Annotated in this window: 21 protein-coding genes; 9 read left to right on the forward strand and 12 right to left on the reverse strand. The window is 65.2% G+C overall.

Features of this window, described 5'->3' with window-relative positions; all coding sequences use genetic code 11:
- Positions 1-283: 283 nt before the first annotated feature.
- A complete protein-coding gene (locus MXAZACID_RS00405; RefSeq protein WP_008492002.1) occupies positions 284-1,198 on the reverse strand; it encodes a LysR family transcriptional regulator in 915 nt (304 codons plus the stop codon).
- 101 nt (positions 1,199-1,299) lie between these two features.
- On the opposite strand from MXAZACID_RS00405, the gene ilvD reads away from it, so the two are divergent.
- A complete protein-coding gene (gene ilvD / locus MXAZACID_RS00410) occupies positions 1,300-3,144 on the forward strand; it encodes a dihydroxy-acid dehydratase (RefSeq protein WP_008492003.1) in 1,845 nt (614 codons plus the stop codon).
- A gap of 200 nt (positions 3,145-3,344) precedes the next feature.
- A complete protein-coding gene (locus tag MXAZACID_RS00415) occupies positions 3,345-5,561 on the forward strand; it encodes an ATP-binding protein (protein ID WP_144052591.1) in 2,217 nt (738 codons plus the stop codon).
- 90 nt (positions 5,562-5,651) lie between these two features.
- On the opposite strand, the gene epsC is transcribed toward MXAZACID_RS00415, so the two are convergent.
- A complete protein-coding gene (gene epsC, locus MXAZACID_RS00420) occupies positions 5,652-6,593 on the reverse strand; it encodes a serine O-acetyltransferase EpsC (RefSeq protein WP_008492005.1) in 942 nt (313 codons plus the stop codon).
- Positions 6,594-6,883: 290 nt separating this feature from the next.
- On the opposite strand from epsC, the gene MXAZACID_RS00425 reads away from it, so the two are divergent.
- The 5 genes from MXAZACID_RS00425 (at position 6,884) to MXAZACID_RS00445 (ending at position 12,215) form a co-directional block, all read left to right on the forward strand.
- Entirely contained in the window at positions 6,884-8,878 is a 1,995-nt protein-coding gene (locus MXAZACID_RS00425) for a DUF2849 domain-containing protein (RefSeq protein ID WP_008492007.1), read from the forward strand.
- Complete coding sequence (locus MXAZACID_RS00430) at positions 8,865-9,296, forward strand: DUF934 domain-containing protein (RefSeq protein ID WP_008492008.1); 432 nt, start codon at positions 8,865-8,867, stop codon at positions 9,294-9,296. Before MXAZACID_RS00425 ends, MXAZACID_RS00430 begins: the two co-directional genes overlap by 14 nt.
- A 95-nt stretch (positions 9,297-9,391) precedes the next feature.
- Positions 9,392-10,306 carry a cysteine synthase A gene (gene cysK, locus MXAZACID_RS00435; protein WP_008492009.1) on the forward strand — a complete coding sequence of 305 codons (915 nt, stop codon included), beginning with the start codon at positions 9,392-9,394 and terminating at the stop codon, positions 10,304-10,306.
- Between the two features lie 33 nt (positions 10,307-10,339).
- The gene (gene hemN / locus MXAZACID_RS00440) at positions 10,340-11,719 is read left to right on the forward strand and encodes an oxygen-independent coproporphyrinogen III oxidase (protein ID WP_008492010.1); all 1,380 of its coding nucleotides are present in this window, start codon (positions 10,340-10,342) and stop codon (positions 11,717-11,719) included.
- Positions 11,709-12,215, forward strand: a complete 507-nt coding sequence (locus MXAZACID_RS00445; protein ID WP_168118363.1) for a ferritin-like domain-containing protein — start codon at positions 11,709-11,711, stop codon at positions 12,213-12,215. Before hemN ends, MXAZACID_RS00445 begins: the two co-directional genes overlap by 11 nt.
- 176 nt (positions 12,216-12,391) lie before the next feature.
- Here MXAZACID_RS00445 and MXAZACID_RS00450 read toward each other — a convergent pair whose 3' ends face one another.
- The 6 genes from MXAZACID_RS00450 to MXAZACID_RS00475 form a co-directional block, all read right to left on the reverse strand.
- Entirely contained in the window at positions 12,392-13,075 is a 684-nt protein-coding gene (locus MXAZACID_RS00450; protein WP_205619708.1) for a CBS domain-containing protein, read from the reverse strand.
- 263 nt (positions 13,076-13,338) lie between these two features.
- Entirely contained in the window at positions 13,339-15,255 is a 1,917-nt protein-coding gene (locus MXAZACID_RS00455) for a sigma-54-dependent Fis family transcriptional regulator (RefSeq protein WP_205619709.1), read from the reverse strand.
- Positions 15,256-15,464: 209 nt separating this feature from the next.
- Complete coding sequence (locus MXAZACID_RS00460; protein ID WP_205619710.1) at positions 15,465-16,292, reverse strand: ABC transporter permease; 828 nt, start codon at positions 16,290-16,292, stop codon at positions 15,465-15,467.
- Positions 16,289-17,149 (reverse strand): ABC transporter permease, encoded by an 861-nt coding sequence (locus MXAZACID_RS00465; protein ID WP_008492016.1) that lies wholly within the window; start codon positions 17,147-17,149, stop codon positions 16,289-16,291. The genes MXAZACID_RS00460 and MXAZACID_RS00465 overlap by 4 nt, the downstream gene beginning before the upstream one ends.
- A gap of 12 nt (positions 17,150-17,161) precedes the next feature.
- Entirely contained in the window at positions 17,162-18,388 is a 1,227-nt protein-coding gene (locus MXAZACID_RS00470) for a spermidine/putrescine ABC transporter substrate-binding protein (RefSeq protein WP_008492017.1), read from the reverse strand.
- A gap of 22 nt (positions 18,389-18,410) precedes the next feature.
- Positions 18,411-19,520 (reverse strand): ABC transporter ATP-binding protein, encoded by a 1,110-nt coding sequence (locus MXAZACID_RS00475; RefSeq protein WP_008492018.1) that lies wholly within the window; start codon positions 19,518-19,520, stop codon positions 18,411-18,413.
- Between the two features lie 598 nt (positions 19,521-20,118).
- Here MXAZACID_RS00475 and MXAZACID_RS00480 point away from each other — a divergent pair.
- Together MXAZACID_RS00480 and MXAZACID_RS00485 are read left to right on the forward strand one after the other, a co-directional pair.
- Positions 20,119-20,493 (forward strand): hypothetical protein, encoded by a 375-nt coding sequence (locus MXAZACID_RS00480; protein WP_035180151.1) that lies wholly within the window; start codon positions 20,119-20,121, stop codon positions 20,491-20,493.
- Between the two features lie 42 nt (positions 20,494-20,535).
- Positions 20,536-22,335 (forward strand): ABC-F family ATP-binding cassette domain-containing protein, encoded by a 1,800-nt coding sequence (locus MXAZACID_RS00485; RefSeq protein WP_008492021.1) that lies wholly within the window; start codon positions 20,536-20,538, stop codon positions 22,333-22,335.
- A 4-nt stretch (positions 22,336-22,339) separates the two neighbouring features.
- Here the strand turns inward: MXAZACID_RS00485 and MXAZACID_RS00490 are convergent, their stop codons facing one another.
- Genes MXAZACID_RS00490 through MXAZACID_RS00505 form a run of 4 tightly spaced genes read right to left on the reverse strand, consistent with a single transcriptional unit; the run spans position 22,340 to position 26,819 of the window.
- Positions 22,340-23,491 (reverse strand): glycosyltransferase family 2 protein, encoded by a 1,152-nt coding sequence (locus MXAZACID_RS00490; protein WP_008492022.1) that lies wholly within the window; start codon positions 23,489-23,491, stop codon positions 22,340-22,342.
- 7 nt (positions 23,492-23,498) lie between these two features.
- On the reverse strand, positions 23,499-24,845 hold the full coding sequence (der, locus tag MXAZACID_RS00495) for a ribosome biogenesis GTPase Der (RefSeq protein ID WP_008492023.1): 1,347 nt from the start codon (positions 24,843-24,845) through the stop codon (positions 23,499-23,501).
- Complete coding sequence (locus MXAZACID_RS00500) at positions 24,838-26,145, reverse strand: PQQ-binding-like beta-propeller repeat protein (RefSeq protein ID WP_008492024.1); 1,308 nt, start codon at positions 26,143-26,145, stop codon at positions 24,838-24,840. Before MXAZACID_RS00500 ends, der begins: the two co-directional genes overlap by 8 nt.
- Positions 26,146-26,153: 8 nt before the next feature.
- Positions 26,154-26,819 carry a tetratricopeptide repeat protein gene (locus tag MXAZACID_RS00505; protein WP_008492025.1) on the reverse strand — a complete coding sequence of 222 codons (666 nt, stop codon included), beginning with the start codon at positions 26,817-26,819 and terminating at the stop codon, positions 26,154-26,156.
- Between the last annotated feature and the right edge of the window lie 25 nt (positions 26,820-26,844).

A 26,844-nucleotide genomic window follows, 5' to 3' on the forward strand; every position in this document is an offset into this window, starting at 1 on the left:
GGGGTGGCGCAGGCCGAGAGCAGCCCGGCCCCCAGGATCATGGCGCTAACAGGCGCAAGGCGCAGCCGGGCGAAACCGGTTGGGGCGCGAGGCGTGGGGGCGTTCATTTCCATGCGTTTGTTGTTGGTCAAGAATGAGGCTTTTGCATGGCATCAGCCTCTTGTCGAATCGAAATTCGGGCAGGTGATGCGGCAATCCGGCCGAATATTTTAAGGTCGGAGCGTAGAAAACTGAATTTGCAGATAACCGTCCGGCGCAAATAAAATCCATCCCCGGCGCGGGCTCAGTTTGGATCGTCGGCGATCGCCTCGGCCAGCTGCAGGAAATGCCGGAGACTCGGCGCATCGTCATCCGTCCGCCATGCCAGCCCGGTCTCCAGCACCGGCGCATCGCCCTGCAACGGGCAATAGAGCACGCCGGTACGGGCAAGATGCCGCAGTGAGGCCGGCACCAAGGCGATGCCCAGCCCGGCCGAAACCAGGCTGATGATGGTCTGCATTTGCGTCGCGAACTGGACCACGCGCGGCTCAACGCCGTGGGCGCGGTAGAAGCCGAACACCAGCTCGTAGAAGGACGGCGCCATCGGCTGCGGGAAAATCACCAACGGCGCATCCAGAATCCGCGCCGGCGGCAGGCCGTCCCCCTGAAGCCGCACCCGGCCGGAGGCGATCCAGTCCTCCGGCAGCGCCACCAGCAAGGGCTCGCGCAACAGCCGCCTATAGGTGAGGGACGCCGGAAGGCCGCCATGTTGCGGGGCGATGATGATCCCCGCCTGCGCCTTGCCGTCCTGCAGCAGGGCGATCTGAACATTGCTCGTCGCCTCCGTCAGGGCGATGTCGATATCCGGGTAAAGCGCTGAAAACCGCCGGACCAGCGAGGGCAGCACGGAATAATCGGCGGTTGAAACGAAGCTCAGGGACAGCCGGCCCTTGGTGCCGAGAATGAGCTGCTGCGCGATCTCACCCAGCGCGTCGATGCCGCTGATGGCCTGCCGCACATGCCCGAGCCAGGCGGCGCCGAAGGCGCTCAACGCCACGCTGCGCTTGGTGCGGATGAACAGCGGCGCCCCCAGCTCGCCTTCCAGGGCGCGGATGGATTGGCTCAGCGGCGGCTGGGTCATGTTCAGCCGCCGCGCCGCCCGCCCGAAATGCAGCGTCTCCGCCACCGCCAGAAATTGCCGCAATTGCCGGACGTCCATTTACTGATATGTCCTACGACCTAGTCTGGTTGAAATAATATATTTTACCTCCGCTGGGAACGGGTCTAATGGGGCAGGAAACGCGAAACCCGGAGATAACCATGCCCGCCTATCGTTCCCGCACCACCACCCATGGCCGCAACATGGCCGGCGCCCGCGGGCTCTGGCGCGCCACCGGCATGAAGGATGGGGATTTCGGCAAGCCGATCATCGCGATTGCCAACAGCTTCACCCAGTTCGTGCCCGGCCATGTGCATCTGAAGGATCTCGGCCAGCTGGTCGCCCGCGAGATCGAGACCGCCGGCGGTGTCGCCAAGGAATTCAACACCATCGCGGTGGATGACGGCATCGCCATGGGCCATGACGGCATGCTCTATTCGCTGCCCTCGCGCGAGCTGATTGCCGATGCGGTCGAATATATGGTCAACGCCCATTGCGCCGATGCGCTGGTCTGCATCTCCAATTGCGACAAGATCACCCCGGGCATGCTGATGGCGTCCTTGCGCCTGAACATCCCCACCATCTTCGTCTCCGGCGGGCCGATGGAGGCTGGCAAGGTGGTGGTGAAGGGCAAGTCCCGCGCGCTGGATCTGGTCGATGCCATGGTCGTCGCCGCTGATGACAGCTATTCGGACGAGGAGGTGCAGACGATCGAGCGCTCCGCCTGCCCGACCTGCGGCTCCTGCTCCGGCATGTTCACCGCCAATTCGATGAACTGCCTGACCGAGGCGCTGGGCCTGTCTTTGCCCGGCAACGGCTCAACGCTCGCCACCCATGCCGACCGCGAGAAGCTGTTCCGCGAGGCCGGGCATCTCATCGTCGATCTCGCCAAGCGCTGGTATGAGCAGGACGACGCCACGGCGCTGCCGCGCGGCATCGCCAGCTTCAAGGCGTTCGAGAATGCGATGAGCCTGGATATCGCCATGGGCGGCTCCACCAACACGGTGCTGCATCTGCTCGCCGCCGCGCAGGAAGGCGAGGTGGATTTCACCATGGCGGATATCGACCGGCTCTCCCGCCGCGTGCCCTGCTTGTGCAAGGTCGCCCCGGCGAAGAGCGATGTGCATATGGAAGATGTCCACCGCGCCGGTGGCATCATGTCCATCCTGGGCGAGCTGGAAAAAGCCGGGCTGATCGACGCCTCGCTGCCGACCGTGCATGCGAAGACCCTGGGTGAGGCGTTGAACCGCTGGGACATCACCCGCACCAATTCCGAGGAGGTGAAAAACTTCTTCAAGGCCGCGCCGGGCGGCGTGCCCACCCAGGTCGCCTTCAGCCAGTCCGCCCGTTGGGATGATCTGGACACGGACCGCCAGACCGGCGTGATCCGCAGCGCCGACCATCCTTTCTCCAAGGATGGCGGGCTGGCGGTGCTGTTCGGCAACCTGGCGCCGGAAGGCTGCATCGTGAAAACCGCCGGCGTGGATGAGAGCATCCTCACCTTCACCGGCACGGCGCGGGTGTTCGAGAGCCAGGATGCCTCGGTCTCCGCCATTCTCTCGGGCGTGGTGAAAGCCGGCGAGGTGGTGGTGATCCGCTATGAGGGCCCGAAAGGCGGGCCGGGCATGCAGGAGATGCTCTACCCGACCAGCTATCTGAAATCGAAAGGGCTGGGCAAGGCCTGCGCCTTGATCACTGATGGCCGCTTCTCCGGCGGCACCTCGGGCCTGTCCATCGGCCATGTTTCGCCGGAAGCGGCGGAAGGCGGGCTGATCGGGCTGGTGGAAACCGGCGATCGCATCCTGATCGACATTCCGAATCGCGGCATCACGCTGGATGTGCCGGATGAGGTGATCGCCGCCCGCCGCGCCGCCCAGGATGCCAAGGGCTGGAAGCCGGCGGAGGCGCGCAAGCGTCATGTCTCCCCGGCGCTGCGGGCCTATGCCGCGATGACGACGAACGCCTCCCGGGGCGCCGTCAGGGATGTCAGTCAGGTCGAACGCTAACATTTTAAGTTATAACGCCATGAAAAAGCGCCGTTATCGGCGCTTTTTTTGTTTTTGTCCGGGTCAGATCGTGTCAAGATAAAAATTAAATTGCGCTCATTTCCGGAAAAGCCTTAACAATTTCATGGGGAACGAGGCCGGCACCGCCGTGCCAGCCTACGTGATGGGGTGAAAAAATTGTGGAAATTTTCGGGGGACGCTTGAGCCGTTTGGACCAGAGCGAAGCCTTGCGGGCCGCGCAAAGCCAGCCCGGCTCGCCTTTGGGGCCGCAGGCGGCCTGGCCATACGGGCTGCGCCTTGCCGCGCGGCAATGTTTTTCATCCCCCCTGCCGACGGCGATTTACTGGGGCCCGGCGCAGCTGATGCTGTTCAACGATAAATGGGCGGCCCTCCATAATGTTGATCGTGACAGCCTGCACGGCTTGCCCGCCGCCATGGTCTGGGGCGAGGGCTGGGGGCGGATTCAAAGCCATGTCCTGAAGCTGGACCAACAGGACCATGTCGATTTCGAGCAGCTGCATGAGGTGCCGGGACGGGAGGGGCAGAGCGCGCTGTGGCAATATCGTCTCTCTCCACTCCATGACGAGTGCGGCGGCGTGGCGGGCATCTTTGAGCAGGGCCAGGAATTCAGCGCCCAGGCCCTGGAGGATGAGCGCCACGCTCTGGATATTCTAAGCCGGATTGCCGCGGCGACCATCGTCGAGAAAAATCCCGAGACCATCGTGCAGCTGGTGACCGATGCGGGGGTGGAGCTGACCGGCGCGGCGTTTGGCGCGTTTTTCTACCATATCACAAATGAAGCCGGGGAGCGGATGATGCTCTACACCCTCTCCGGCGCCCCGCGCGAAGCCTTTTCGCATTTCCCCATGCCGCGCCGGACAGCCCTGCTGACCGCGACCTTCGAGAGCACCGAGATCATCCGGATCGATGATATCGCCGCCGATCCGCGCTACGGCCATAACGCCCCGCATAGCGGCATGCCGCGCGGGCATCTGCCGGTTGCAAGCTATATGGCGGTGCCGGTCGCCTCGCGCGAAGGCGGGGCGATCGGTACGATCCTGCTCGGTCATCCGGAGCGCGCCAGGTTCAGCCCCCGGCACGAAGCGCTGACGCGCGGCCTCGCCGGCCAGGCCGCGATCGCGATCGAGAATGCCCGCTTGATCCAGCGTGTCAGCGATGCGAATGAAACGCTGGAGCAGCGCGTCGCCGAACGGACGCGGGAATTGATGGAAGCGCATGAGGCGCTGCGCCAGGCTCAGAAGATGGAAGCGGTCGGCCAGCTCACCGGCGGCATCGCGCATGATTTCAACAATCTGCTGCAGGGCATCAGCGGCAGCCTGGAAATGCTCGAACGCCGTCTGGCGCAAGGGCGGACGAGCGGGCTGGAACGGTTTCTGCACGGCGCGCAGGCGGCGGCGCAACGCGCGGCCGCCTTGACGCAGCGTCTGCTCGCCTTCTCGCGCCGCCAGACCCTGGATCCGCGCCCGGTCGATGTCGGCCAGCTGGTCGCGGGCCTCGCCGATCTGATCCAGCGCGCCGTCGGCCCGTCGATCCGGCTTGAGGTGCTGGCCCCGGCCACGCCGCTGCGCGCCACCGTGGACAAGGCGCAGCTGGAAAGCGCGCTGCTCAACCTCGCCATCAATGGGCGCGATGCGATGCCGGACGGCGGGCGCCTGACCATCGAGGTCACCACACGTTGGCTCGATGGCCGTAACGCCTGCGGGGCCGAGATCGCGTCCGGCGAATATCTGGCGATCTGCGTGTCGGATACCGGCAGCGGCATTCCGAAAGAGCTGCTCGGCCGGGTCTTCGATCCGTTTTTCACCACCAAGCCCATCGGCCAGGGTACCGGCCTGGGGCTTTCGATGGTGCATGGCTTCGTCCGCCAGTCGGGCGGGCATGTGGAAATCCACTCCACGTCTGGGCTGGGCACGATGGTGCTGCTCTACCTGCCATGCCATCATGGCGAGGAGATCGCCGAGCCCGCCGGCGCCGCTGATCCGGTGCTGGAGGCGGGGAAGGGGGCGGGTGTCCTGGTCATCGACGATGAGGCCGTGGTCCGCGCCCCGATCGTCGCGATGCTGCAAGAGGCCGGCTATAAGGTGGTCGAGGCCGAGGATGGGGCGAGCGGCCTGACCCTGTTGCGCAACACCCCGCAGCTGCAATTATTGATCACCGATGTCGGCCTGCCCGGCGGGTTGAACGGCCGCCAGGTCGCGGATGCGGCGCGCCAGCTCATGCCTGGCCTGAAAATCCTGTTCATCACCGGCTATGCCGAGCAGGCCGCCCTCGGCACAACGGCGCTGGAAGAGGGCATGGCGCTGTTCGCCAAGCCCTTCGCCATGTCCAACCTCGCCGCGCAGGTGGCCGACATGCTGCGCGCGCCACCAAGCGCGGCGGCCAGGATCAGCGCTTGATGCTCTAAGTTTTGTTTTAGCGAGCAATTTCATGTGTTTATCTTGACGCTTGCGCGTCAACCTAAACACATATTGCTCTAAACGCTCACATCACGCGCCGTCGGCGAGGCGGTTCTGCGCCTGGGAGACGAAGCTGCCGGGCGGCACCGAGCGGGTGAGCCAGACATTGCCGCCGATCACCGAGCCCTTGCCGACCACCACACGGCCCAGAATCGTCGCCCCGGCATAGATCACCACATCATCCTCGATCACCGGATGGCGCGGCTCGCCTTTCACCAGCGCGCCGGTCTCGTCCTCGGTGAAACTCTTCGCGCCCAACGTGACATGCTGATACAGGCGGACATTCTCGCCGATCACCGCCGTCTGGCCGATGACCACGCCGATGCCGTGATCGATGAAAAAATGCTGGCCGATCTGCGCCTCGGGATGGATGTCGATGGCGGTTTCGGTCTGTGCGATGCTGGCCAGCAGGCGCGGCACCAGCGGCGCCCCCAGCCGGTAGAGAGCGTGGGCGAGACGATGATGAATGACCGCCCGGATGCCCGGATAGCAGAGCAGGATTTCAGCCAGCGAGGTCGCCGCCGGATCGCCGGCATAGGCCGCCTGCAGATCCCCGACCAGGGCCGAGCGGATCCCCGGCAATTGCGCGGCGAAATCGCGGACAATGTCACAGGCCGCGCACTCCGCCTCTTCAAACCGCGCCTTGTTCTCCGGCGCCAGAAACAGCAGCCCGCGCCGCACCTGCTCGGTCAGCGCCGCCAGGGTCCGGGTCAGGGTCAGGCCGACGAAATAATCGATGGTCTCATCGGTCAGGTCCGGGCAGCCATAATGGCTCGGGAACAGCGCCGCGAACAGCCCGTCGCGGATCCGCATCAAGGCCTCGCGGGAGGGCAGTTCACGCACATGGCCGCGATAACGGATCTTGTGCGTCACCTCCCGCGAATGCCGCAGCCCGGCGACGATGGCCGCGAGATTTGAAGCGTTGGTCTGCGCCGCGCTGGTGATGTTTGGTGTCTGGTCGTCGATGCCCATTGGCAGGCCCCGGTGCAATTGGCGTGTGACGGGGGATGCTAGAACCCTGGCAGGGGCCTGTAAACCGCGCCCGCCCGCCAGCTTCTGGTTCCGGCCGAATCGGGAGGATGTTTCAGCCTTCCGGCTTGCCGCAGGAGGCTTTCGCCGCCAATGGGCCTGCTATGGCAAATCCGTCTCTGATTTTTCATTCATTCTTGGGTGTGTTAGAAATATTTTTCTTGCGATGGGTTGCGCCGCCGTCGCGTTCGGGTGCTCTGGCGCGCATTTGTGGATGAGAAGCGGGTTCGGATATGGCGTTGCAAGTGATCACGGGGAACCGGTTGGCGGATGGCGTTTCCGTTTGGTTTGCGGGGGCTGAGGGCTGGGCGGAACATGTCGAGCAGGCCTGCGCCTATGCCGCGCCGGAGATCGAGGCGGCGCTGGCCCAGGCGATGCCGCCGGATGCCGAGTTGCAAGTGGTGGAAATCCGCGCCGTCGAAGTGGTGCGGGAAAATGGCACGCTGATGCCCGTCGCCCACCGCGAACAGATCCGCGCCCGCGGCCCCTCGGTGCGCGCCGATCTGCCGGCTGGCGTTTGGCGTGACCCGGCCGCGCCTTTGCCGCCGCTGCCCACCGCGCACTCCTCCTCGCCCTTCGCGGGGATCTATCGCTATGACGAATATGACCGCGACTTCCTGCGCCAGCGCGCCCGCGAATTCGGCGCCATGGTCGAGCGCCGCCGCAAGGGCGAGCTCTCGGAAGAGGAATTCAAGCCGCTGCGGCTGATGAACGGCGTCTATCTGCAGCTGCACGCTTATATGCTGCGCATCGCCATCCCTTACGGCGTGCTCAGCGCCACCCAGCTGCGCCAGCTCGCCTACGTGGCCCGGCATTATGATCGCGGCTACGGCCATTTCACCACCCGCCAGAATATCCAGTTCAACTGGCTGCGGCTGGAGGATGTGCCCGCCGCCCTGGCGGCGCTGGCCGAGGCCAATATTCACGGCATCCAGACCAGCGGCAACTGCATCCGCAACACCACCACCGACGAATTCGCCGGCGCCGCCGCCGATGAAATCGTCGATCCGCGCCTCTATGCGGAAATCATCCGCCAATGGTCCACCGACCATCCGGAATTCACCTACCTGCCGCGCAAATTCAAAATCGCCATCGTCGGCGCCGGGCATGACCGCGCGGCGGTGCGGGTGCATGATATCGGCATCGAGGCTTACCGTAACGCCCAGGGCGCGCCGGTGTTCCGCATTTTCGCCGGCGGCGGGCTGGGCCGCACCCCTTATGTCGCGGTGAAGCTGCGCGAGGATCTGCCGGTGCCGGAATTGCTGCGCTATTGCGAGGCGATCCTGCGCGTCTACAACGCCCTTGGCCGGCGCGACAATATTTACAAGGCGCGCATCAAGATCCTGATCCGCGAGATGAAGCCGGAAGCCTTCATCAAGATGGTCGAGGACGAATACGCCGCCCTGCCGGCCGATTACTGCCTGCTCACCGACGAGCTGGTGCAGGCGGTGGCGGCGCGCTTCCCGGCACCCGACCTGCCCCGCCAGGATGGCGGCGTGCTGAAGGCGGCGATGCTGGATGACCGCGCCTTGGCACGCTGGGTGAAGCAGAACACCCACCCGCACAAGGCCCCCGGCTATGTCTCGGCGGTGATCTCGCTGAAGCCGGTCGGCGGCATTGCCGGCGATGCCAGCGCGGATGAGATGGATATCGTCGCCGATCTCGCGGATAAATATTCGCTGGGCGAAATCCGCGTCTCGCATGTGCAGAACCTGGTGCTGCCGCATGTCGCCAAGGATGATGTGCCGGCTCTGTTCAAGGATCTTGTCGCGGCTGGGCTGGCCGAGGATAATATCGGCCTGGTCACCGATATCATCGCCTGCCCGGGCATGGATTACTGCGCGCTGGCGACAGCCCGCTCCATCCCCGTCGCCCAGCGCATCGCCGAGCGTCTGGCGCCCCGCCAGCATGAAATCGGCACGCTGCATGTGAATATCTCTGGCTGCATCAATGCCTGCGGCCATCACCATGTCGGCCATATCGGGCTGCTCGGCGTCGATAAGAATGGCGAGGAGGTCTATCAGATCACCCTCGGCGGTGCCGCCGACGAAAAGGCGGCCATCGGCAAGATCATCGGCCCCGCCGTGCCCACCGCGCATGTGCCCGACGCCATCGCGGCGCTGATGGATGCCTATCTCGCCGTCCGCGCGCCTGGCGAACGCTTTATCGACACCTACCGGCGCCTGGGCGCCGCGCCTTTCAAGGACGCCATCTATGCCACTCATTGACCGCAAGGCGGCTGAAATCGCCGACCCGCAGGGCCTGACCCTCTATCCCGCCGCGGACCTCCCCGCCTCCTTGTCCGGCCCGTCGGGCGTCATCCTGTCGCCGGATGCGGATTTGGCGCTGCTGGCGCCGCATCTGCCGGCTTTGGCCGTGGTCGCCATCACCTTCCCGAAATTCCGGGACGGGCGCGGCTTCACCATCGCCCGGTCACTGCGCCAGCATTACGGCTATGCCGGCGATATCCGCGCCACCGGGCATTTCCTGCCGGAACAGTTCGGCTTCCTGATCGCCTGCGGCTTCACCAGCTTCGAGACGCCGGCAACCCATGGCCCGGCGCAGTTCGCGGCGGCGCTGGCGGCGCCGCACCAGCCCGGGCAATTGCTGCGCCGGACCCTGGGCCGCGCGCTGGAGCCGGTCTGACCCCTGCGCCCTTGCATGTTGGCGGCTTGATCGCCAATTTCGGCAAAACCCAAGGCCATGCAGGGCGCTGCTGGCCATAACCCGGAGACCGCCAGATGCCTGTTCAATCCGTCCTGGAGACCATTGGCAAAACCCCGCATATCCGCCTCTCGCGCCTGTTTCCCGCCGCGCAGGTCTGGGTGAAATCCGAGCGCGGCAATCCGGGCGGGTCGATCAAGGACCGCATCGCCCTGGCGATGATCGAAGCCGCCGAGCGTGACGGGCTGCTCAAGCCGGGCGGGCTGATCATCGAGCCGACCTCCGGCAATACCGGCGTCGGGCTCGCCCTGGTCGCGGCGGTGAAGGGCTACCGGCTGATCCTGGTGATGCCGGAGAGCATGTCGCTGGAGCGCCGCCGGCTGATGCGCGCCTACGGCGCCAGCTTCGATCTCACGCCCAAGGAAAAGGGCATGAAAGGCGCCATCGCCCGCGCCTTGGAGCTGAAGGCCGAGCATCCCGAGGCCTTCATCCCCCAGCAATTCGAAAATCCGGCGAATATCGAGGCGCACACCCGCACCACCGCCCAGGAAATCCTGGCTGATTTCCCGGAGGGGCTGGATGTGATCATCACCGGGGTCGGCACGGGCGGGCATATCACCGGCGTCGCCGAGACGCTGAAACAGCATTGGCCGCAGTTGAAGGTCTTCGCCGTGGAGCCAGCGGCCTCGCCGGTGCTCTCCGGCGGCGCGCCCGCCCCGCACCCGATCCAGGGCATCGGCGCCGGTTTCGTGCCGGAGAATTTCCATGCCGGCGCCATCGATGGCGTCATCACCGTCCAGGGCGATGACGCCAAGGACTTCGCCCGCCAGTCCGCGACCAAGGAGGGGCTGCTGGTCGGCATCTCCTCCGGCGCCACGCTGGCGGCCATCGCCCAAAAGCTTCCCGAGCTGCCGGAAGGCGCGCGCATTCTCGGCTTCAATTACGATACCGGCGAGCGCTATCTCTCCGTCCCGGATTTCCTGCCGGATTGACCTTCCTCAAGGCGGGCGGCAGGTCAGCATGTCATGGCTCCGGCCATGACCCATGCCGATCTGATCGCCCGCTATGATGGCCGCGTGCCGCGCTATACCAGCTACCCCACCGCCCCGCATTTCTCCGCTGAAATCGGCGCGGCGCATTATCAGCGCTGGCTCGCAGCATTGCCGGAAGCCTCACCGCTCTCGCTCTATCTGCACGTACCCTTCTGCGACCGGCTCTGCCTCTATTGCGGCTGCCATACCAGCGTCGCCCGGCATGAACGCCCGAAACGCATCTATGCGGAGGCGCTGGCGCGCGAGATCGGCCTGCTGGCCGACATCCTGGGCCGGCGCGCGCGGGTCAGCCAGATCCATTGGGGCGGCGGTACGCCGACCGCGCTGCCGGATGACTGCCTGACCAGCCTGATGGCGCTGCTGCGCACGCGCTTCGATGTCGCCGCGGACGCGGAAATCGCCATCGAGATCGACCCTGTGGCTCTGTCACCGGACAAGCTCGCCACGCTGGGCCGGATGGGGATCAACCGCGCCAGCCTCGGGGTGCAGGATTTCGACGAGGCGGTGCAGGCCGCGATCGGCCGGCCGCAAAGCTTCGCGCAAACGCAGGACGCCGCACAAGGGCTGCGCGCCCTCGGCGTCACCTCGCTCAATCTCGATCTGATCTACGGCCTGCCGCTGCAAACCGAAGCCTCGGTGGCGCGCACCGCCCGCCTGGCGCTGGCGCTCTCGCCGGACCGCGTCGCGGTGTTCGGCTATGCGCATGTGCCCTGGATGAAGAAGCACCAGGCGCTGATCCCCGAGGCCGCCTTGCCTGACGCGGTCGCGCGCTTGCACCAGGAAACCGCGATCCGGCACGTGCTCGAACAGGAGGGTGGGCTGCTGCCCATCGGCCTCGATCATTACGCCCGGCCCGAGGACGAGATGGCCAAGGCCTTGCGGGCCGGCGCGCTGCAACGCGGCTTCCAGGGATATATGGTCGATGCCGCGCCGGTCCTGCTCGGGCTTGGCGCCAGCGCCATTGGTGCGCTACCTGGGGGCTATGTGCAGACCCAGCCGCGCATTCCCGCTTACGAGGAAGCCGTCTTCAACGGCCGCCTGCCGATCGTACGCGGCTTCGCTCTGCAGCCCGATGACCGGCTGCGCCGCGCCGTGATCGAACGCATCATGTGCGATCTGGCGGTGGATCTGCCGGCCGTCGCGGCTTCGTTCGGGGCGGACCCGGCGCCGCTGCTGGCGGATTCGCAGCCTCTATCTGGCTTCGCCGCCGATGGGCTGGTCGAATGGAATGGCCGGTCCTTGCGGGTGACGGAACCGGGCCGGCTGTTCGTGCGTAATATCGCCGCCTTGTTCGACCGTTACCTGACCCGCGATGCCAGCCAGCCGCAGCCCCGCCACGCCCGTGCCGTCTGAGCCGCCGCCTCTCTCATTCGCCGCACAGATCGCCGCCTTGCGCGAGGAGGCGGGGCGGTTGATCCGCATCCGCCCGATCCCCGCCGATACCGGCCTCGCCTTGCTGAAACTGCTGCATCAGGTCGAGCTGCTGGCGGCGCGGCGCTATGAGCTGCTGCTGGCCCGCCCGGAACAGATCCCCTCCGAGATTCTGCGCGAAACCCTCTCCCGGCGCGAGGCGATGGAGCGCCGGCACGCCGCGCAGCTGGCCCAGCGGCTGGAGGCACTCGGCAGCAGCCCGCCGCCCGCCGGCGAGCTGATCGCCCGCGAGGCCGGCGATACCTTGCCGGTCGTCGTCAGCAGCCTTCTGGCCAAGCGGGACATGGTGAAACTCTACCGCGCCGCGATCCGCTTCCTGGCCCCGCGCGACAAAGGCAGCGCCGCCTTGCTGCGGCTGATTTTGGAAGAGGAAGAGGCGCATATCGCCGCCATGCGCAGCCTGGTGGTGCCGCGCTGAGGCCTGGCTTCCCCAGCTGAACCATCCCCAATGAGCCCGCTGCCGATGATCGGGAAGAAAAGACCCTGCCATGAGCTTCATGACAGGGCCAAGTTTGGGGAGTGTATCCGCTTTGGGATAAAGATCTTATGCGCGGTTGCGCGCGTAACGTCCTTGATCCAGATCAAGCCCTGATTTTATTCTGGCTCCGCAGCGAAATTCATCACGCTCCGCGACACCACCAGCTGATCCTCGACACTGACCACCCCGGCGATATTGGCCGCCAGAATGCACAGCGCCCGGGCTTCCTGCGGCGAGCCGACATGGCCGGCGAAGCGCACCGCGCCGTTGCGGACCTCAAAGGAAATACCCTGCCGCGGCGCCCAGGGCTCCGCCGCCATTGCCTGCGCGATCGCGGCGCGGATCTGCTCATCCGCCGCCTCTTGCGGCGCTTCATCCAGCAACGGCGCCAGGGCGCGCAGAATATCGAACCGGCACAGCATTCCGACCAGCGTCTCGCCCTGCAGCACCGGCAGGCGTTTCACCTGTTTCTGCCGCATCAGATCGGCGGCCTTGGCCAGCGGCAGGTCCGGGCGCACGAAACTCGGGTTGCGCGTCATCACATCGCCCACCTGCCGGCCATGAGTATGCGCATAATCCGCCGCCAGAATCTCCGCGCGCATGATGCCGCGCATCCAGCCAGCCTGCTTGCCGCAGGTGCCAAGCTCGGGCCGGTGCAGCAAATCGCCCTCGCTCAGTATGCCCACCAGCCGCCCGGCCTGGTCCAGCACAGGCAGCCCGCTGATTTGATGGCTCACCATCCACCCGGCGGCGGTGGCAAGGCTGGTTTGGGGATCGATGGCGACAACATCCCTGGTCATGACATCCGCGACGATCATTGGGGCCTCTCATGTAAAACGCCGCCAGGATATCCTCCTGGCGGCGTTTCAGCCCTTGATTCGTGTCAAACCAGCCCAGCCGCAGACAGCATTGCCGGAAGCCGGAGGCCGGGCGCACACTGGCGCCGCCCGGCGGTTAGAGCAATATGCGTTGCGGTTGACGCGGCAGCGTCACCCTCAACGCATGAAATTGCTCGCCAAAACATAAGTAGAGCGAGTGGGTGTAAACCCATCTCGCTCTAAATTCAGTGCGGGCGCATCGCCGCCAGGCGGCGGTAGAGCGTATTGCGGCTGATCCCCAGAGCCCGCGCGGCCGCGGCGATATTGCCGCCCGCCTCAGCCACGGCACCGGCAATCACCGCATCGGACTGGGCGCGCAGCGTGCCGTTCTGCGGCTCCGCCCCCAGGCTCGGTGTGCTGGGCTGCTGGCTGGTCAGCTCCAGCATCGCCTCCTCGCTCAGATGATTCAGCGTCATCTCGGTCTCATCTTCGTCGAGCATCAGGCAGGCGGTGCGCAGCATGCCGGCAAGCTGGCGCAGATTGCCCGGCCAGCGATAACGCGCGAAGGCCGCGGCCAGTTCCGGCGCCAGGGCGGGGGCACCGCCGCGCCGACCCTGCGATTCCCGCTCCAGGATCCGCGCGATCAAGGCCGGCAGATCCGTCCGCTCGCGCAAGGGCGGCAGCGAAATCGCCAACCCGTTGAGCCGGTAATAGAGATCCTCGCGGAAGCTCTTCTCGGCGATCCGGGTCGAGAAATCCGCATGGGTGGCGCTGACCAGCAGGAAATCCACCGCCACCGGCTTGCCGCCGATCGGGGTGACGACGCCCTCTTCCAGCACCCGCAACAGCCGCGTCTGCATGGAAAGCGGCATGTCGCCGATTTCATCCAGGAACAGCGTGCCGCCATGCGCCTCGCGGATGCGCCCCGGCGCGCCATCCTTGCGCGCGCCCGTGAAGGCGCCCGGCGCATGGCCAAACAGCTCGGCCTCGATCAAGGTTTCCGGCAATGCCGCGCAGTTCACCGCCACGAAGGGGCCGCTGGCGCGCGGTCCCGCCTCATGGATGGCGCGGGCGAAATAATCCTTGCCGGCCCCGGTCTCACCTTGCAGCAGCACCGGCACCTTGCGCCCCAGCACCCGCCGCAACTGGCTGATCGCCTTGGTCACCCGCGCATCGCCGGTATCCAGCGCATCCAGCGCGTCGGTCTTCGGCACTTCCGGCTGCTGCGTCGCGGCGGGCCGGCGGATCAGCGGGGCGCGCATCTGATCGACGGCGAGAAACAGCGTCTCGCCCCGGCGCGGATGCACCATCAGTGGCCCGCCATGGGTGCGCCGGTCCAGCTGAATGAGGTCGCGCAGGGTCAGGCCGAGATAGCGGCTGAATTCCTGGGTGCCGATATCCTCCGGGCGCAATCCCAGCAGCGCGAAGCCGGAGCGGTTGGCGCCGAGAATCACCCCTTCCTCGTCGATGGCGATCGCCCCTTCCATCATGCTGCCGAGGCATTCGGAGGAATAATGGAAGCGCAGCTTGGTATGGTTGATGAAGGAGATTTCGAAAATCCGGTTTTCGATCATCTGCGCCGCCGCCCGGACCAGCCCGAACGTATGCGGATGATAGCGCCGGGAATCGCAGGAAATATCGATCACCCCGAGCAGATGGCCACCCGGCTCGGTCAGCGGCGCGGCGGCACAGGCCAGGAAGCTGTTATGGCGCAGATAATGCTCAGTGCCGTTGACGACGATCGGCTTGCCTTCGATCAGCGCGGTGCCGATGGCGTTGGTACCGCGCGCATCCTCCGCCCAGCACGCCCCCTGGGTGAGCGCCACCTTCGAGGCGCGGGTGCAGAAATCGAGATCCCCAGCGGATTCGAGCACATAGCCGGTTTCGTCGGAGAGCAGCATGATACAGCCGGAATCTTTGATCTGGCTGAAAAAATAATCCATCACCGGCCGCGCCTGGGTGATCAGCGCGGCATGGCGTTCGGAGGCGATCCGCCGTTCCGAGGATGAGAGATGCGGAAAATCGGTCCGGTTCTGCTCCGGGGTCAGCCCGGCGGTTCGGCAACGCTGCCAGGAGCGGCTAATATCTCCCGGGTCAACCCCCAATCCGGAGGCGTTGGGGGAGGATGGCTTCTCAGTCGACGCGAGGCGAAAAGGTTGCATGATGGGGTCGCATTCCTATCCCGTCTAATCTTATTATATTTAGGTACTTATGCACCTTTCGAGCTTCAGCCCTTCTCTCCATGATGTGTGGTAAGAGCGGGCAGATAGGTTTGCAAGTGAAAAATGCGCCAGCCCGGAACGGCCAGGTGGCGCATTTTACGGCAGTTTATGTGTCCAAACGATCCGGAAAACCCTACGGCGAAGACGATCTACGCCGCCGATTTGCGATGCGCGATGGCGGAGTTGATGACCGCCAGCACCACCCCGCCCGCGAAGATGAAGGTGGACAGGACAAAGACCTGCGGCGGAATGCCGACCTTCACCGCGCCATAGACCCAGAGCGGGAAGGTGAGGGTCTGCCCGGCGACGAAGGTGGTGATGATCAGATCGTCGATGGAGAGCATGAAGCAGAGCATGCAGGCGCCGACGATCCCGGGCAGGATCAGCGGAAAGGTCACCGTCCAGAACGCCACCCAGGGCGTTGCCCCCAGATCCGCGGCGGCGCGGTCCAGCGCGCGGTCCAGCCCGGAGACTCGGGCGCGGATCACCACCACCGCGAAGGCCAGGTTGAAGGCGACATGCGCGATGAGAATCGTCAACAAGCCGCGCGGCAGGTTGAGCGCCAGGAACAGCGACAGCAGCGAGGCGCCGACCACCACCGCCGGTGCGGCGATGTCGGCGAAAATGACGATATCCGTCGCCGTCTTGCCCCAGAATTTATGCCGCGCCAGCGCCAGCGCCAGCGGCGTGCCGAGGATCGCCGAGATCAGCGCGCTGCCGATCGCCACTTCCAGCGAGTGCAGCAGCGCCCCGGTCAGATCCTGAATGGCGAAGGCATCGCCGTAATTGGCCAGGGTGAAATGCTGCCAGTTGAGCGCGATGCGCCCGCCCGGCGCGAAATTGAAGCTGAACACCACCATCACCACGATCGGCAGCATGGTGTAGATGATCATCGCCCAGGTGAAGCAGGCGAGGATGCGCTCGCCGAGGCGGCTGGGTTTGTGGGCGGAGGGCATCCGGGCTGTTATCGTGCTCACGCCGCATACTCCTGGATCGCGTCGGTGCCGAAGGCTTTCGAATAGAGCAGAATGGCGATCATCAGCATCAGCATCAGGATCGAGGAGAGCGAGGCGGCCAGCGGATAATCCTGGCTCTGGAAGAAGGCGTCCTGGATCACGTTGCCGACCATGTAGGTGCCCGGACCACCGAGCAGTGCCGCATTCACATAATCGCCGACATTGGTGACGAAGACCAGCAGGAACCCGGCGAAGATGCCCGGCGCCGAGAGCGGCAGGATGATCTTGATGAAGGCGGTCGCGGGGGCGGCGTAGAGATCATTGGCGGCGCGCACCAGCCGCCGGTCGATCTTTTCCAGCACGACATAAAGCGGCAGCACGTAATAGGCGAAGCTGTTATAGACCAGCCCGCCGATCACCGCCCATTTGGTCGAGAGAATGCGAAAGCTCTCCGGCAGAACGCCGAGCGCCTTCAACGGCCCGAGCAGGAAGCCCTGGTCGGACAGGATGAATTCCCAGGCCAGCACGCGGATCACGAAGGAGACGAAGAAGGGCAGCATGATGATGAACAGGTAGGTGCTCTTATGCCGCCCGGCATAGAAGGCGATCCAGTAGGCCACCGGATAGGAGATCGCCAGCGTGATCACGGTCGAGGCCGTACCGTACCAGAACGACCTGACGAAGGAGCTCTCATAGCCAGTGAACGCGCCGATCACCTCCTGGTAATTGTCGGACATGGTGTAGCCGGAAATCGGATCGCCGACGGCCAGCGCCATGCCCAACATCGAGGCGAGCGGGATCAGAAAAAACGCCAGCAGATAGACCCAGCTCGGCAGGCTGAGGAGATAAGGTGCCAAAAATCCGCGCGCCTGCCGCATGGGTCTCTCCGTTCAGCTCTGGACGATCGGGTTGAAGATGTTGTTCCACTTCATGTAGTCGGCATAATTCTTGAACGCGTAATATTCATGCACGCGCGCCAGCTCGGATTGCGGCGGGAAGACCAGCGGCGAATTCGCCACCGCCGGGTCCTTGATGACGTTGAGGATGTAATCCTTCGCCGCCGGCACCGGGCAGATATAATTCACATAATCCTCGACCATGCCGGCCACTTCCGGCGTGTAGTAATAATTCATCCATTCCAGCGCCGAGAGCGGGTTCTTGGCGCCGACCGGGATGCACATATTATCGTGCCAGATCACCGCGCCCTGCTTCGGCACGACGAATTTCAGATCCTTATAGCCCTTGGAATTGGCCTGATAGATGTCGCCGGACCAGGCCATGGTGATCCAGATATCACCATTCTCCAGCGCGTTGATGTAGCTCTGGTCGTAATATTGGCGCACCAGCCCCTTGGCCTTCTGCTCCTTCAGCGTCGCCGCCGCCTTTTCCCATTCCGCCGGGGTCGAGGTGGTCGGGTTTATGCCCAGCTTCAGCAGGCCGGCACAGCCCAGCTCCTGCACGTCGGAGAACATGCCGACATGGCCGGCGAAGGCCGGGTCCCAGAGATCCTCATAGCTGGTGATCTCGCGCTTGGTCATTTTCGGGTTATAGGCGATGCCGGTCAGGCCGGACTGCCACACCATCGTATGCTTGTTGCCGGGATCGTAAGGCGGGTTCTTCACGCTGGGGGCGGCGTATTTGTCGAAATTCGGCACTTTCTCACGCCAGATCGGCACCAGGAATTTCTGCATCAGCAGCTCGGTGAGATACCAGCCATCGGTCATCACGATCATGTCGTAGCCGCTCGGCTGGCCGGATTTCAGCACCGGGGCGATCTGCGCGTAGAACGGCGCATCCTCCTGGATCACCTCTTTATAGGTGACATTGATCCCGGTCTGCTTCTCGAACGCGTCGATCGAGGGGCGGTCCTTGCCGTCGGTCGAGGTGTCGATATAGAGCGGCCAGTTGGCGAAGACGAACTCCTTGGTCGGCTTCTGGCTGGCCCACCAGGCCTTCCAGTCCTTCACCGTCTCGGCGCGGGCGAACTGCGGGGCCAGGGCCGCCATCATCGCCGCCCCGGCGCCGCGCATGAAATTCTGCCGGCTCAGCCGCGGCTGCGTCATGCCGCGATAGAAGGCCTGCATCGATTTATCGCCGCTTTGATCGTCTTGGCTCATGCTACTCTCCTTCAGATTGGATTTAAGTGCCGGTGACCGCGAATGTGTGGGCCGGATTCCAGGTGAGGCGGACGGCGCTGCCGGGGGGAATATCCTCCTGGCGGCCGGAATTCTGGGCATAGACGCTCAGCGCCCGCCCGGTCTTGCTCTCCATTTCATATTGCCGGCTGACCCCGAGATAGACCGAAACGCCGGCAATCGCCTCGATCTCGTTCCACCCGTCGGGGCGTGGCTCGCCGGGCTGCAGAACATGGAATTTCTCCGGCCTGACGCCGATTTTCACCTTGTCCCCGGCGATCTGCGCCAGCACCGCGCGCGGCACGGTGATGATCGCGCCATCCTCCAGCGTCACCTGCGCCTGCGCCCCGTTCTGGGCGGTGATGGTGCCGGGCAGCAGGTTGGAGGCGCCGAGGAAGGAGGCGACGAATTCCGTCGCGGGATGGTCATAGACATCGGCCGGCGTGCCGATTTGTTCGATCCGCCCCTTGGACATCACCGCCAGCCGGTCGGACATCGCCATCGCCTCTTCCTGGTCATGGGTGACGAACAGGAAGGTGATGCCCACCTCGCTCTGGATGCGTTTGAGCTCGATCTGCATCTGTTTGCGCAGCTTCAGATCCAGCGCGCCGAGCGGCTCGTCCAGCAACAATAATTTGGGTTTGTTGACCAGCGCGCGGGCCAGGGCGACGCGTTGCGCCTGGCCGCCGGAGAGCTGGCCGGGCTTGCGCTTGGCGAAGCCGGCGAGATCGACCAGCTCCAGCATATCATTGGTGCGCCGGGTCACCTCGTCGCTCTTCACCCCCTTGCGGCGCAGCCCGAAAGCGACATTCTCGAAAATCGTCAGATGCGGAAACAGCGCATAGGACTGGAACACGGTGTTCACGTCGCGCTTATAAGAGGGCTGGCGGCTGACATCCTCGCCATCGAGATAGATCGCCCCGGCGCTCGGCGACTCAAAGCCGCCGATCATCGACAAGGTCGTCGATTTGCCGCATCCCGACGGCCCCAGAAGCGAGAAAAACTCCCCCCCTTCGATGCTCAGGGAGATATTGTCGACAGCCGTCCAGCCGCCAAATTGCTTGATGACATTTTCCAGCCTGACATCATGGCGGGTCGATGGCGCGGGGATCATGCGGAGGCTCCGGCGAGGGGGGCGGGGATGGGCGACACATCGCCTGATGGATTAAGCGGCTGGGAGATGCCGGAGCGCTGAAAAAACAGGCGCTTTTTTAAATCCCGGGACATTGCGGCGGGCGGTGCCCAGCCGAAAATTCCGCCGTCAGCGGCAAGGCTGTCGGCCAGAATTATAAAGCGGCCTCGTCGATTACGCTTCAAACCGGCAACCCTTTCGCTGGATTTTTGGCTATTGCATTGAATGGTTTCACAATTTCTCGCCTTTTACAATCAATGCCGCGCCTTGAAGGCGTTTATTAGCCCTGCCACCCGGATCACATTCAAGCGCTTCAAGCCCAGCCTCGTCATAACAGCTCCTCCAGATTGTTAAGCAAGGCGCGGGCCAAGCGAGGCATCTCACTCTAGTCAGCTTCGGTCGGCGCGCATTTGACCGTGGAGCACAGGCGCCAGACCAGCGCGCATCCTGGCGCGCGCTGCGCAGGCGGAATGAATGGGGTCATCAGGTGACGGCAAGATGGCTCTGGGCTATTCAGCTTGTAATGATGATGCCCGCTTTCAGCTTACGGTACCTGGTGCTCGGCGTTGGTCTCGTGGGAATGTTGTCCGGCTGCGCGGCGAAGCCGGAGCGGCAGGCGCAGCCTTCCCCGGCGATGGACACCATCACGATGACCCCGGCCGAGCTGGCGCATGTCAAGCAGGCCGCCTATGATGAAGGGTTCGAGGCGGGCCGGCGCTATGAACGAAAACACCCGCAACCCCAGCCAGCATCCGCGGCCGCCCAGCCGGATCAGCCGGCGGATGCCAGCGGCGCTCTTCCGCCAGCCCCGGCCCAAGCGGACACCCAGCCGCCGCAGCCCAGCTCTGTAACCTGCCCTCCGACCCAAACCGCGCCCGCCTTGGCGCCGATTCCACCGCTGCCGCGCTCGGCCGGCTACACCTCCGCCGGCCCGGCGAAACCGCTCTCGCCCTGAGCCCGGCTTGAACCTGGGCAGCGCATGCGCCAAACAGCGCGCATGGCGCCTCCCTTGCTTCTGCTCACCGATATCTCCATCACCCTCGGCTCCGTGCCGCTTCTGCAGGGGGCGGGCCTGTCCGTTGGCGCCGGGGAGCGCATCTGCCTGGTCGGGCGCAACGGCTCCGGCAAATCCACCTTGCTGAAAATCGCCTCCGGCGAGGTGGCGCTCGATTCCGGCACGCGCTTTCTCCAGCCGGGGACGACCATGCGCTACCTCCCGCAGGAGCCGGACCTCTCGGCGTATCAGACCGTCATGGATTATGTCCTGGCCGGGCTGGGCCCGAATGACGATGAATATCGCGTCCGCTATCTGCTGGGCGAACTCGGGCTCAGCGGCGATGAGGCCCCCTCACGCCTCTCCGGCGGTGAGGCGCGCCGCGCCGCCCTGGCCCGCACCCTGGCCCCCGCGCCGGATCTGCTGCTGCTCGACGAGCCGACCAACCATCTCGATCTGCCGGCCATTGAATGGCTGGAAGGCGAGCTGAAATCCCTCTCCAGCGGGCTGGTGCTGATCTCGCATGACCGGCGCTTCCTGGAAAATCTCTCGCGCTCGATGGTCTGGCTGGATCGCGGCCAGACCCGGCGGCTGGACCGCAGCTTCGCCCATTTCGAGGCATGGCGCGACGAGGTGCTGGAGCAGGAGGAGCAGGAATTCCACAAGCTCGGCCGCAAGATCGCCCGTGAGGAAGACTGGCTGCGCTACGGCGTCACCGCGCGGCGCAAACGCAATGTCAAACGCCTCGCCGGGCTGCACAGCCTGCGCGCGGAGCGGCGCAATTTCACCCATAAGCTCGGCACCGCGAAGCTGGCGAGCCTGGATGCCGCGACCTCGGGCAAGATCGTCGTCGATGCCGACGCCATCTCCAAGAGCTTCGGCGCGCGCCAGATCGTGCGCGATCTCACCTTCCGCGTCCTGCGCGGCGACCGGCTCGGCATTGTCGGGCCGAACGGGGCCGGTAAATCGACCCTGCTGAAGCTCATTCTCGGGCAGCTGGCGCCCGATGACGGGGCGGTGAAGCTGGGCACGGCGCTGGAGGTGGTGACCCTCGACCAGCAGCGCGCCACGCTGAACCCCAACGCCTCGCTGGCCGATACGCTGACCGGTGGCAATAGCGACCAGGTGGTGGTCGGCGGCCAGGCCCGGCATGTGATCGGCTATATGAAGGATTTCCTGTTCAAGCCCGAACAGGCGCGCACGCCGGTCGGCACGCTCTCGGGCGGCGAGCGCGGGCGGCTGTTGCTGGCGCTGGCGCTGACCAAGCCCTCTAATCTCTTGGTGCTGGACGAGCCGACCAACGATCTCGACCTGGAAACGCTGGATCTGCTGCAGGAGATGCTCGGCGAGTATCCCGGCACCGTCATCGTCGTCTCGCATGACCGTGATTTTCTCGACCGCGTCTGCACCTCGGTGCTGATGTCCGAAGGGCAGGGGCGCTGGCTGGAATATGCCGGCGGCTATGCGGATATGCTGGCCCAGCGCGGGGAAGGCGTCACCGCGGCGGCCAAGGCCGGGAAAATCGACAAGAAAGCCGCGCCCAAACAAGCCGCCCCCGCTTCCCCGCCCGCGAAGGCGAAAATGTCCTTCAAGGAGCAGCACGAGCTGAAGCAGCTCAATGACGAGATGGCGAAGATGCAGCTGCAGCTCGGCAAGCTCAATGAAACCCTCGCCTTGCCGGATCTTTACACGAAAGACCCGAAAAAATTCGCCGCCGCCAGCGCGTCCCTGGCGGCGCTGCACACCAGGTTGCAGGCAGCCGAGGAGCGCTGGCTGGAGCTGGAGATGCTGAAGGAGGGCTGAGCCCTCAGCCGGCCGGCGCAAAGCGCCGGCTCATGTCCTCGAACAGCCCGTAAAGTGCCGCATCCTGGCGCAGCGCCGCGCCTTGGGCCGCGAACGAAGTCTGGATCTGCGCGCGCAGCGCCGCGAAATACGGGTCCTTGCCAAACCCCGCCAGCCGGCTCTGGAGCGTCTCCAGCAGCGCCGGCGGCCAGGGGTGGTAATTTTCGGCGGTCGGCGGCGAGGTCCAGCTGAAATAGGTCTCGAAATCGCGCAGAAAATGCGACTCCGTCAGCCCCAGAGCCTCCCCCCGCCGCTTCTTGACGACGAATTCGGCGAAAGAGCGCCCCCAGAAATGCTCCGTCCAGCCGCCCTCGCCGGTTTTCATATCGAGATGCCAGTTCGTGCCCCGCTCGATCGGGCGAAACGCCGTGTCATAAAGCCGCTTCGGGGTGGCGAATTCCGGGAAATGCTTCTGGTGGAAGGAAGCGACCTGATCCAGCCTGGTGACGGATTTGGCCAGATAATGCGGGGTGGCGTGCGGGTAATGCGTCGCCAGCAGCCCCTCTGGCCGCGTCAGCTCGAAGCGCCATAGCCGCCAATGCCAGGGAAAGAGCAGGGCGGCCGCATCGGCGGGGGCTGCATCCAGCATCTTTGGCAGCGAATGCTCGAAGCGCGCGGCGGGGAGCAGGAATTCGTCGCTGTCGAGGAACGCCACCCACTCATAAAGCCGCAATTCCGGCAGCATGAAGAGGGCGTGATGGAAATTCTTGATCTGCACATCCACCGGCCGGCCCAGCCGCGTCGGCAGCAGCGTCACCGGGGCATGTTGCGCGAACCAGCGCAGCAATTCTTCGGTCTTGTCCTGGTTGTCGTTGGTGTAGACGAAGATCTTCTCGACGCCGATGGCCAGATGATGCGTGATCCATTCCGGCAGAATCAGCGCGTCATTGCAGGCGGAGACCACGGCGGCGAGCTTGTGCCGGGGCTTGATCCTCTGCAGCCGCTCGAACAAGGCGGCCTGCGCCGGGCTCCAATCCGCGGGCCCGGTCTGCAGGGCCAGGTCGTCGAATTCCGGCCCGACAATCCGGGGCGGGCCGAACAGATCGTCCGTCCATTCAGGCGAGCGCAGGCGGCGGGCAAGCGCGGTGAAGGCGCCATCCATCCCGCCCTGCGCCATGTTGCGCTCAGTCCTTGCCTTCGAACGGGTTCTTGGTGCCGCGCAGATAGATGCGGATCGGCACCCCCGGCATCTCGAACACCTCGCGCAGGCTGTTCACCAGATAGCGCTGATAGGTCTCCGGCACCTGCTCGGCGCGGGTGCCGAACAGCGCGAAGGTCGGCGGCCGCGCCTTGATCTGGGTGATATAGCGCAGCTTGAGCCGGCGCCCATCCACCAGCGGCGGCGGAAACCGCTCCAGCGCGGATTCGAACCAGCGATTGAGCTGGCTGGTCGGGAAACGGGTATTCCATTTCTCGTAGGTGTCGCGGATGGCGGGGAAGAGCTTCTTCACCCCCTCGCCGGTCTCCGCCGAGAGCGGCACCACGGTGATGCCCTTCATCTGGCTCAGCGAGATCGAGATCCGGTCCAAAGCCGCCTTCTTCGCATCCGGCCGGTCCTCCACCGCATCCCATTTGGTCAGCGCGATCACGCAGGCCCGGCCTTCGCGTTCGATCAGCCGGGCGATCTGCAGATCCTGCTCCTGCACGCCCTGCACGGCGTCGATCGCCAGCACCGCCATCTCGGCCCGCTTCAGCGCCTCGATCGAGGAGGAGGTGGACATTTTCTCCAAACCCTCATCCACCTTGGCGCGCTTGCGCAAACCGGCAGTGTCCACCACCCGGTAGAGCTTGCCATCCGGCCCCTCGAAATCGGCGGAAACCGCATCGCGGGTCAGACCGGGTTCCGGCCCGGTGATCATCCGCTCCTCGCCGAGCAGGTAATTCAGCAGCGTCGATTTGCCGGCATTCGGGCGCCCGACAATGGCCAGATGCAGCGGCAGTTCCTCGCCATCCTCGCCCAGCGCCTGCGGCTCGGGCAGGCGCGCGGCGATCTCGCTCATCAGGTCGTAAATGCCCTCATTATGCTCGGCCGAAACCGCCACCGGCTCGCCAAAGCCCAGCTCATAAGCCTCCATGGCATTGGCGGCACCGCCCTTGCCCTCGGCCTTGTTGGCGATCACCAGCACCGGCCGGTCCTTGCGGCGCAGCCAGGTGCCGAAATGCCGGTCCTCCGGGAGCAGCCCGGCCTTGGCGTCGAACACGAACAGCACCAGATCGGCCTGATCCACCGCCGTGGAGGTGGAGGCGCGCATGCGCCCCGGCAACGTGTCCGGCGGCGCTTCCTCCAGCCCGGCCGTATCCACCATCACCACCTTGCGGCCATCCATCTCGCATACCGCTTCCTTGCGGTCGCGGGTCACGCCCGGCGTGTCGGCCACCAGCGCCAGACGGCTGCCGACGAGACGGTTGAACAAGGTCGATTTGCCGACATTCGGCCGCCCGGCAATGACGATTCGCGGCAGCTCAACCATAGGCGGTCAAACGCCCATCGCGGGTCAGCTGCAGCATCATCCCGCCCACCGCGATGGGGGCAAGGTCCGCCGGGCCGGCCAGCTTCACGCTCTGCATCTGCTTGCCGCTGGCGGCGTCCACGATGGCGGCCTCGCCATGATCATTGACGCAGACCAGCATGCCGTTGATCAGCGCCGGGCCCGCCCAGTTGATCGGGTTTTTCTTCTTCTTCATGTTCTTGAAGGGCTGCAGCTGGGTCGCCCAGCTCACCAGCCCGTCATCGGCATGCACGGCGAACAGCGTCTCGCTGGCATCGAGCAGGAAGATGAACCCGCCGGAGGCCGCCGGGGTCTGGTTGCCGGAGGCCTGATGCGTCCACACCTTGGCGCCGGAATGCAGATCCACCGCCATGAAGCTGCCATCCATGTTCAGCGCATAAACCACGCCGCCCGCGATCACCGGGGTCGCCACGATGTCGGACATATCCAGCGTGCTGGCCTGGCCGAAGCCGGCGGCGAGGCTCTGCTCCCAGACCGGCGTGCCGGAGCTGGCATCCACCGCCGCCAGCAGCCCGGTCGAAAACCCCGCGACGATATTGCCATCCGCGAAGGCCGGGGCGCCGGTGACACCCGCCGCCGCCTGCGGCGGCGTGCCGACGACACCGGAGAAGCGCCAGCTCGGCGTGCCGGACTTGGCCTCGAAGGTCAGCAGCTGGTCGTTCTGGGTGACGATGGCCACCAGCCCGGCCGCCACCAGCGGCGCCGAACGCGCCGCGAATTCAAGCTTCTGACGCCACAAGATCTTGCCCGATTCCGCATCCAGCGCCAGCGCCTCGCCATAGCCGGTGCTGGCATAGATCCGCCCCGAATCATACGCGATGCCACCGCCGATATTCAGCGTGGTCACGTGCTTCGGGCGGGTATCCACGTGCCAGATCGTCGCCCCGTCGGTGAGCGAGAGGGCGCGCACATGCGCATCCGCATCCATCACGAAAACGCTGGAACCGGAAACCAGGGGGCTGGCCATCAGCGGCTGGCGATAGCCGCCGGGCGCGCCGATTCCAACCTGCCAGCGCTGGGCGAAATTCACCGGCCCGGCGACATTGCCCGGCGCGTGGCTGGCATTGGCGAAAGGCTGCGGCCAGGCATTCAGCGCGCTCGGGGCGGGGAGCGTCACGGCGGGGGCGTCGGCCGCCACATCCATGCCGGACTGATCCGGCAGAACCGGGATCTGCACACCCAGAATCGGGGTTTTCTTGGGCGAGGAGCAGGCGGCGAGCATGGCAAGCAGGCCGACAGAGGCGGTGCGGCGACGAATCATGGGCTGTCTCATCCGTTCAACTTGGCAAGCATGGCTTGGGCGCGGTTGCGGGCACCTTCCGGCGCAGCGGGATCGGCCTGAACCTGGGCAAACAGGGATTTGGCCATCGCCATGTTCCCCTGGTGCAGATAAACCAGCGCCTGCACCTCGCGCGCCAGCCCGTGATAGGGGTTCTGCGCCTGCACCATCGGCTGGATGCGCGCCAGAATGTCGCTGTCGCTGGCGGTGCCGATCTCATGCTGCGCCCAGAGCAGGTTGGCGGCATCGCGCAGCAGCGTCGGGGCGGCTTCATCCGCGCCCACCCGCGTCCAGAGCGGTGCGGCATCCTTGTCGTCATTCATGTTCGCATAGAGCCCGGCGGCGCGCAGCCGGGCCAGGGTTTTGTAGGTCTCCGGCGCGGTATCGGCGAAGGCGACCAGCGCCTGCGCGGTTTTCGTCGCCTGGTCCTGCGTCAGCTGCCCGTCAGGCTGATCGACCTGGGCGGTCAGCGCGAGATATTTGCTCGCCGCCAGCTCAGCCTGGTGTTTCTGATGATTTTGCCAGAATTCCTGCCCGGCGATGCCACCCAGAACCAGCAGGGCGGCGAGGATCAGCAGCCCGCCATAGCGCTTGGCCAGGCGCAGAGCGCGCTCCTGGCGCAGATCTTCCGAGACTTCATCAAAAATATCGACCACGCGGCTCTTTCCCCTTTGCCGGTTT

This window comes from Acidocella sp. MX-AZ02 (genome assembly GCF_000306035.1).
GTDB classification, from domain to species: Bacteria; Pseudomonadota; Alphaproteobacteria; order Acetobacterales; family Acetobacteraceae; genus Acidocella; species Acidocella facilis.